Annotated in this window: 8 protein-coding genes; 6 read left to right on the forward strand and 2 right to left on the reverse strand. The window is 73.9% G+C overall.

Annotated elements, in window-relative coordinates:
* Positions 1 to 40 precede the first annotated feature (40 nt).
* Positions 41 to 1,183 (reverse strand): epoxide hydrolase family protein, encoded by a 1,143-nt coding sequence (locus E1262_RS15940; protein WP_132104125.1) that lies wholly within the window; start codon positions 1,181 to 1,183, stop codon positions 41 to 43.
* Positions 1,184 to 1,246: 63 nt separating this feature from the next.
* On the opposite strand from E1262_RS15940, the gene E1262_RS15945 reads away from it, so the two are divergent.
* From E1262_RS15945 to E1262_RS15965, 5 genes are all read left to right on the forward strand, one after another.
* Complete coding sequence (locus E1262_RS15945; protein ID WP_132104126.1) at positions 1,247 to 2,224, forward strand: helix-turn-helix transcriptional regulator; 978 nt, start codon at positions 1,247 to 1,249, stop codon at positions 2,222 to 2,224.
* Positions 2,225 to 2,388: 164 nt separating this feature from the next.
* Positions 2,389 to 3,183: an SDR family NAD(P)-dependent oxidoreductase gene (locus E1262_RS15950; protein ID WP_132104127.1), complete on the forward strand. Its 795-nt coding sequence runs from the start codon at positions 2,389 to 2,391 to the stop codon at positions 3,181 to 3,183.
* Positions 3,180 to 3,890 (forward strand): FadR/GntR family transcriptional regulator, encoded by a 711-nt coding sequence (locus E1262_RS15955; protein ID WP_132104128.1) that lies wholly within the window; start codon positions 3,180 to 3,182, stop codon positions 3,888 to 3,890. The genes E1262_RS15950 and E1262_RS15955 overlap by 4 nt, the downstream gene beginning before the upstream one ends.
* The gene (dgoD, locus tag E1262_RS15960) at positions 3,887 to 5,032 is read left to right on the forward strand and encodes a galactonate dehydratase (RefSeq protein ID WP_132104129.1); all 1,146 of its coding nucleotides are present in this window, start codon (positions 3,887 to 3,889) and stop codon (positions 5,030 to 5,032) included. Before E1262_RS15955 ends, dgoD begins: the two co-directional genes overlap by 4 nt.
* Positions 5,033 to 5,063: 31 nt before the next feature.
* Positions 5,064 to 5,831, forward strand: coding sequence for a maleylpyruvate isomerase N-terminal domain-containing protein (locus E1262_RS15965; protein WP_132104130.1), 768 nt, complete (start codon positions 5,064 to 5,066; stop codon positions 5,829 to 5,831).
* 3 nt (positions 5,832 to 5,834) lie between these two features.
* On the opposite strand, the gene E1262_RS31715 is transcribed toward E1262_RS15965, so the two are convergent.
* A complete protein-coding gene (locus E1262_RS31715) occupies positions 5,835 to 5,969 on the reverse strand; it encodes a hypothetical protein (protein ID WP_275261766.1) in 135 nt (44 codons plus the stop codon).
* A gap of 193 nt (positions 5,970 to 6,162) precedes the next feature.
* Here E1262_RS31715 and E1262_RS15970 point away from each other — a divergent pair.
* Positions 6,163 to 7,169: winged helix DNA-binding domain-containing protein (locus E1262_RS15970; RefSeq protein ID WP_132104131.1), on the forward strand; the 1,007-nt coding region annotated here is incomplete at its 3' end.

The following is a 7,169-nucleotide window of genomic DNA, read 5'->3' on the forward strand; positions in this document are numbered from 1 at the left end:
CAGACTTCCTGTGAATCCCGCCGGACCGACCCGCCAGGGCTCACCGCACCTTCGCGAAGAACGCCCTGATGTCCGCGGCGTGCCCGGCCGGCTCCTCCATCGCGATGAAGTGATGCCGGCCCGGGTTGCCTTCGGGCCAATGCGCGATCGTGTTGTCGCGCTCGGCCAGCCGCCGCATCAGCGCCGACCCGCCGCCGTAGACGCCTGAGGGCACCGCCCGCTGCCCCTTCGGCCACTCGAAGCGGGCGCCGCCGTCGCCGCCGGCCAGTCCTTCATACATCGGCCACGACGACGTCGCGGCGGTCTTCGTGAACCAGTAGACGCTGACGTTGTCGAGGAACAGGTCGCGGTCGATGACGTCGAAGAGCGGCTGGCCGGACATGGAGAACTCCTGGAACTTGTGCGCGTGCCAGGCCAGCAGCGCCACCGGCGAGTCGTGCCAGCCGTGCCCGAACGTCTGCGGCGCGACCCGCAGCAGCGCGTGGTGGTCTACGCCGCCGGACATCCACTGCTGCATCAGATCCCACTCGGCCCGCTCCGCCTCGGTCATGCCGGGCACGTCGTCTTCGGTCGGGAAGCCGAAGCCGCCGTCGATGTGCACGCCGACGACGCGGTCCGGGTGCCGCCGGGCCAGCTCCGGCGCGACGTACGCGCCGAGGTCGCCGCCCTGCGCCCCGTACCGGTCGTAGCCGAGGCGCGCCATCAGCTCGGAGAACAGCCCGGCCACGGAGCCGACACCGAACCCCGTCGTATGCGGCGCACCGGAGAACCCGAACCCGGGCATGGACGGCACGACGACGTGGAACGCCTGCGCCGGGTCGCCGCCGTGCGCCCGCGGGTCGGTGAGCAGCGGGATCGTGCGGACGAACTCGACGAACGAGTTCGGCCAGCCGTGCGCCAGGACCAGCGGCAGCGCGTCCGGTTCCGGCGAGCGCACGTGCAGATAGTGCAGGCCCAGCCCATCGATCTCGTCGATGAACTGCGGGAACGTGTTGAGCCGGGCCTCGCGGGCGCGCCAGTCGTAGCCGGTGCGCCAGTACTCGGCGAGGTCGCGCAGCCAGTCGGTGGGCACGCCGCGGTCCCACCCGTCGCCGGGCAGTTGCGGCGTCCACCGCGTACGGGCCAGCCGATCGTGCAGGTCGTCGAGGTCGGACTGGGGGATGGAGATCTGGAAAGGAAACATGTCCTTGACGATAGGAGGCATCTAGGTCTGTTCTTGTCCTAGTTCTGCGGCATTCTGGGATTCATGACCGACACGCCGGCCCGCCTCCTCGCCCTGCTGTCCCTGTTGCAGACGCCGCGCGAGTGGCCCGGCAGCGAGCTGGCGCGGCGGCTGGGCGTCAGCCCGCGCACCGTCCGCCGCGACGTCGACCGGCTGCGCGACCTGGGCTATCCGGTCGAGGCGACGCTGGGGGCGGCCGGTGGCTACCGGCTGGTCGCGGGCACCGCACTGCCGCCGTTGCTGCTCGACGACGAGGAGGCAGTAGCGATCGCGGTGGGGCTGCGGGCGGCCGCCGGGTCCGCGGTCGCAGGCATCGAGGAGGCGTCGGTGCGGGCACTGGGCAAGCTCGAGCAGGTGCTGCCGAGCCGGCTGCGGCACCGGGTGCGGACGCTCGGCGCGGCGACGTTGCCGATCGGCGGCGACGGCCCGGCGGTCGACCCGGAGGTGCTGACGGCGCTCGCCGGCGCCGCCGCGACGCGCGAGCGGGTGCGGTTCCGCTACACCGCCGGCGACACCGCGGAGTCCGGGCGGCTGGCCGAGCCGCTGCGGCTGGTCCCGTCCGGCCGCCGCTGGTATCTCGTCGGCTGGGACGTCGACCGCGCCGACTGGCGGACGTACCGGGTGGACCGGATCACCCGGGTGCAGCCGACCGGGGTGCGGGTGCGCGAGGAGCGGGCGCTGCCGGCCGCCGACGCCGCGGCCTACGTCGCCGGGCGGCGCACCGACTGGGGGACGCCGGAGCTGCGCGTGGTGGTGTCGTTCGACGCCCCGGTGACCGCGGTAGCCGGCCGCCTCGGCGACGCGCCCGGGCAGGTCGTGGCGGTGGACGACGCGCGGTGCCGGCTGGACGCGCGCCGCGACGACTCGATGGAGTGGCTGGCGAACCGCCTGGTGGCGCTGGGCTGTGCGTTCACCGTCGAACGCCCGGCCGCACTGGCCGCCGCCGTCCGTGCGCTCGCCGAGCGTGCGGCCGCCGCCGTCGCCGGCCGACCCAGAAGTTGATCTTGGAGTAGAGCGGCCAATACTGGGTGCAATGTCCGATAGATGGCCGCTTTACTCCAAGATCAACTCGGGAGGGGCTATCAGCGGGGGGACCGAGATCGCCAGGCGGGCGGCGCCCGGCGCCCAATAGTCATACAAGATGATTTGAGGTTAGGGTGTCGCTCGTGAGTGAGAGCGACACCGTCCTCGCGCCCCGTTACCGCGGCCGCGTCGCGCTGGTCACCGGGGCCGGTTCCGGCATCGGCGCGGCGACGGCGCGGCGCCTGGCCGCCGAAGGGGCGCACGTCGTGCTGGGCGACGTCAACGAAGGGCAGCTCGCCGCGGCCGCCGGAGCGGCCGCCGAGGCGGCGCGGTCGACGGGATTCGGCGGCGGCGCCGAGAGCGTCGTGCTGGACGTCGCCGACGAGGACGGCTGGGCGCGCGTCGCCGGGTGGCTGGACGACGGGCCCGGCCGACTGGACCTGCTGCACTCCAACGCCGCCATCGCGGTGATCGAGCCGGCCGACCGGCTGGCCGTCGCCGACTGGCACCGGCAGCTCGACGTCAACCTCACCGCCACGTTCCTCGCCGTACGCGCGCTCGTCGGGTTGGTGCGCGAGACCCGCGGGTCGATCGTCATCACGTCGTCGGTGCACGCGATGCGCGGGTTGCACGGCCGGCCGGCATACGCGGCCACGAAGGGCGCGCTGCTCTCGCTGGGCCGGCAGCTGGCCGCCGACTACGGCCCGCAGGTGCGCGTCAACGCCGTCGTGCCTGGCCCGATCATGTCGGCGGCCTGGGACGACGTCAGCGAGCCGGACCGCGAGCGGAGCATCCGCGCCACCACCCTGGCCCGGTTCGGCCGGCCCGACGAGGTGGCGGCCGCGGTGGCGTTCCTCGGCTCTGCCGACGCGTCCTACATCACCGGCGCCAACCTTGTCGTCGACGGCGGCTGGAGCATCACGGCGGACTCCGCGTGAGCGGCTCGCCCTTCCGCGGTATCCACGGCGCCGTGGTCGCGCACCTCGGCGAGCTGATCGTCCGCGGCGACGTCTCGCCCGGCGAGCCGCTGGACCCTGTCCGGCTGGAGGGGGAACTGGGCGTCAGCCGCACCGTGGTCCGCGAGGCGCTGCGTGTCCTGGCCGCCAAGGGCATGGTCGACGCCCGGCCGAAGCGCGGCACCATCGTCCGCCCGCGCGAGGAGTGGGCCCTGCTCGACGCCGATGTGCTGCGGTGGCAGGCGCAGAACCGCGCTGACGACGCGTTCCTGTCCGACCTCGCCGAGGTGCGCGACATCGTCGAGCCGGCCGGCGCGCGGCTGGCGGCGGCCCGGCGGACGGATGGCGACCTCGCGACGTTGCGCGACGCGCTCGCGATCATGGCCGATCCGGACGCCTCCGTCGACGCCGTCATCGAGGCGGACCTGGTGTTCCACCGGGCGCTGCTGGCCGCCGCGCACAATGAGCTGCTGTGGCAGATGGAGCAGGTCATCGCGACCGGCCTGCGCGCCCGCGACCTGCTGGTGTACGGCCGCGGTCCGTGGACGGAGAGCGTCCCCGCCCACCGCGCCGTTCTCGACGCCGTCGCCGCCGGGGACGCCGGCGGCGCCGAGCGCGCCGTCCGCGACCTGCTGGCGCAGGCCGACCGCGACGTCCGGGCGATCACGTCCGGGAAGGAGTCCGAGTGAAGATCACCGCGATCGAGACGTTCCTCGTCGCACCGCGCTGGCTGTTCTGCCGCGTCGCCACCGACGAGGGGATCGTCGGCTGGGGCGAGCCGGTCGTCGAGGGGCGCGCCGACACCGTCCGCACCGCGGTCAACGAGCTGGCAGATTACCTGGTCGGCCAGGACCCGCTGCGGATCGAGGACCACTGGCAGGTCATGACGAAGTCGACGTTCTACCGCGGCGGGCCGGTGCTCTCCAGCGCCGTCGCCGGACTGGACCAGGCGCTGTGGGACATCGCCGGCCAGGTGTACGGCGCGCCGGTGCACGCGTTGCTCGGCGGCCCGGTGCGCGACCGCGTCCGCATGTACACGTGGGTGGGCGGCGACGAGCCGGCCGAGGTCGCCGACGGCATCGCCGCGAAGGTGGCCGACGGGTTCACCGCGGTGAAGATGAACGGGTCGGCGGCGCTCGGGCCGATCGCCACCGTCGCCGAGACCGACGACGTGCTGCGGCGGCTGGCCGCGGCGCGCGAGGTGCTCGGCCCGGACCGCGACGTCGCGGTCGACTTCCACGGCCGCGTCTCGCCGGCCAACGCGCGCCGGCTGCTGCCGCTGATGGCGCCGCTGCACCCGCTGTTCGTCGAGGAGCCGGTGCTGCCGGAACTCGGCGCTCAGCTGGCGTCGGTGGTCGCGTGCAGCTCGGTCCCCATCGCGACCGGCGAGCGGCTGTTCGGCCGGCGCGAGTTCGCCGAGCCGCTGGCCGCCGGTGTCAGCGTCGTGCAGCCGGACATCTCCCACGCCGGCGGCATCTCCGAGGTCCGCCGCATCGCCGCCCAGGCCGAGGTGACCGGCGCGACGCTGGCGCCGCACTGCCCGCTCGGCCCGATCGCGCTGGCCGCGAGCCTGCAGGTGGCGCTCGCGACGCCGAACTTCCTCATCCAGGAGCAGAGCCTGGGCATCCACTACAACGTGGGCAACGACCTGCTCGACTACCTGGTCGATCCCACGGTCTTCCGGTTCGTCGACGGCTACGTGGAGCGGCCGGTGGCGCCCGGGCTGGGCATCGCGGTCGACGAGGCCGCGGTCCGCCGCGCCGACGAGGTCGGGCACCGCTGGCGCGCCCCGGTCTGGCGGCACGCCGACGGCAGCTTCGCGGAGTGGTGAGGTCGCCGGTGTCGGCGTCTACGATGCGCTCGTGGCGACCCGCCTGGGGCTCGACGACCATGTGACGCTGCTGCGGCACAGCGGCGCGGCGCTGCTCGACGCCGCCGCGCGGGCCGGGCTCGACGCGCAGGTGCCCACCTGTCCCGGGTGGGACGTGCGCGCGCTGGTCACGCACCAGGGCATGGTGCACCGCTGGGCCGCGGCGCACTTGCGCGGTGAGCGCGACCACGACACCGACGCCTCGGTGGCGGCGGCGCGAGTGGCCCCGGACCTGCTGGCCTGGTTCGGCGACGGTCTCGACGCGCTGCTGGCGACCATCGCGGCCACACCCGACGACGCCGAGGCGATGGTGTTCCTGAAGGATGCGCCGCCACCCCGGCGGTTCTGGGCCAGGCGGCAGGCGCACGAGACGACCATCCACGGCGCCGACGCGCTGGCTGCCGCCCTCGGCCGGGCCCCGTCGGCGGCCGAGATCGCCGTCGCGCCGGAGTTGGCCGCCGACGGCGTCGACGAGCTGCTCACCGGCTTCATCACCCGCGGCCGCGGGAAGCTGCGCACCGGCGAGCCGTACACCATCGCCGTCCGGGCCACGGACACCGGCGACGCCTGGCTGCTGCGGGTCGAACCGGAGTCGCTGACGACCACGGCGGGTGCCGGCACACCCGCCGACGCGGAGCTGTCCGGCACCGCGGCGCAGCTCTACCTCGGCCTGTGGAACCGCGGCGACGAGCTCACCGCGACCGGCCGGCCGAGCGTGCTGCGCGACTGGCGCGACCAGGTGCGGGTGCGCTGGAGCTGACGCCTACTCCACGGCGGCGGGCAGACCGCCGAACTCCTGTCGCACGTCGTCGCCGGACGACCCGCCCAGACTCAGGATCGCGACAACGGCGCCGACGGCGACGGCGAGGCCGATGAGAATGACGACCGCGAGTTCCATGCGGTAACGCCGTTCTTCCGTTGCCTTGTGCTGGCTCACGGAGCCCCCCGAGAAGTCCACGGACTGAGAAGAATCGTTCCAGATTCATACCCTAGAGGCACTGTCAACCGATTCGCGTAGATCGTTCCCGATCCGTGGTCCAGCGAATCCTGGAAATTCCGACGTTGTCGGACCGCCGTGCCAGGATCGGACCGTGCTCAGCATCAGCCCCGAACAGCGCCGCCTCCGGCTGCTGCGCCGCCACCACCTCGCTCGCGAGACCCCGGCCGGGTCGGTCGCCGCGGCGGTCGGCGGCATGATCGTCCTGCACGCCACCGATCCCGCGACGGTGTACGTGTCGGCGCTGGTCAGGGTGCCCGGGGCGACGCTCGGCGACGTGTCGGCCGCGCTGTACGACGACCGCTCGGTCGTCAAGCTGATCGCCATGCGGCGCACCATGTTCGTCACGCCCACCGACTTCGTGCCGGTCGTGCACAGCGCCGCCGGGCTGGCCATCGCCGACCGCCTGCGCCGCCAGCTGGTCCAGCACCTCAGCACGCTGCCCACCGACCCGCCGCTCGAGGGCGATGTCGCGGCCTGGCTGGCCGACGTCGAGGCGAGCACCGAGAAGGCGTTGGACGAACGCGGCGAGGCGCTGGCGAACGAGCTGGCCAAGGCCGAGCCGCGGCTGCGCACCGCCGTCCTCCCGACCACGGACAAGAAGTGGGACGTCAAGCAGAACATCACCAGCCGCGTGCTCACCCTCATGGGCGCCGACGGCCGCATCGTGCGCGGCCGGCCGGCGGGGACGTGGCTGTCGCGGCAGCACCGGTGGGCGTCCGTGCGCGGACTGTGGCCCGACGGCCTGCCCGACGTGCCCGTGGCCGAGGCGAGGGCCGAGCTGGCCCGGCGCTGGCTGCGGGTGTTCGGCCCGGCCACGGTCGCCGACCTGCAGTGGTGGACGGGGTGGACGCTCGGCGTCACGCGCACGGTGCTGGCGGGGCTGGACACCGCTGACGTCGACCTCGACGGCGAGCCCGGCATCGTCCTGGCCGACGACACCGAGCCCGAGGGCGACGTCGCGCCGGTGGCCACGCTGCTGCCCGCCCTCGACCCGACGCCCATGGGCTGGCAGCGGCGCGACTGGTTCCTCGGTCCGCACCGCGACGCGCTGTTCGATCGCAACGGCAACATCGGGCCGACGGTGTGGTGGGGCGGGCG

Origin of the sequence: Jiangella aurantiaca, assembly GCF_004349105.1 — a bacterium.
GTDB lineage: Bacteria > Actinomycetota > Actinomycetes > Jiangellales > Jiangellaceae > Jiangella > Jiangella aurantiaca.

Bases quoted from the DNA above. Each gene is read 5' to 3' on its own strand.
- E1262_RS31715 (WP_275261766.1), bottom strand. From the start codon at position 5,969: ATGGAACTCGCGGTCGTCATTCTCATCGGCCTCGCCGTCGCCGTCGGC.
- E1262_RS15940 (WP_132104125.1), bottom strand. From the start codon at position 1,183: ATGTTTCCTTTCCAGATCTCCATCCCCCAGTCCGACCTCGACGACCTG.
- E1262_RS15945 (WP_132104126.1), top strand. From the start codon at position 1,247: ATGACCGACACGCCGGCCCGCCTCCTCGCCCTGCTGTCCCTGTTGCAG.